We start from the raw sequence: 250 nt of genomic DNA on the forward strand, positions 1-250 counted from the left end.
AAAATATAAGCCAGCTGATTTAACGCCTACAGAAAGAGAAGAATTAATAAGATTAAGAGCTGAAACAGCCTATTTAAAAACAGAAAATGAAGCAATAAAAAAAATTAATCGCCTTGAGACACAAAAAAGGAAGCTGCGCTACTCAAGGCGAAAAAAGCGGCAATCGTCAAGGAACTTAAAGAAAAAGGATATCACATAAAATATCTTCTCAAAGCAGTAAACTTAGCTAAATCAACTTATTATTTCGAGA

At 32.4% G+C, this 250-nt stretch carries 1 pseudogene; it reads left to right on the plus strand.

Annotated elements, in window-relative coordinates:
• A pseudogene (locus AT575_RS10715) lies at positions 1-199 on the plus strand (helix-turn-helix domain-containing protein); the annotation flags it as partial.
• Positions 200-250: the final 51 nt, after the last annotated feature.

Origin of the sequence: Streptococcus penaeicida (assembly GCF_002887775.1) — a bacterium.
GTDB classification, from domain to species: domain Bacteria; phylum Bacillota; class Bacilli; order Lactobacillales; family Streptococcaceae; genus Streptococcus; species Streptococcus penaeicida.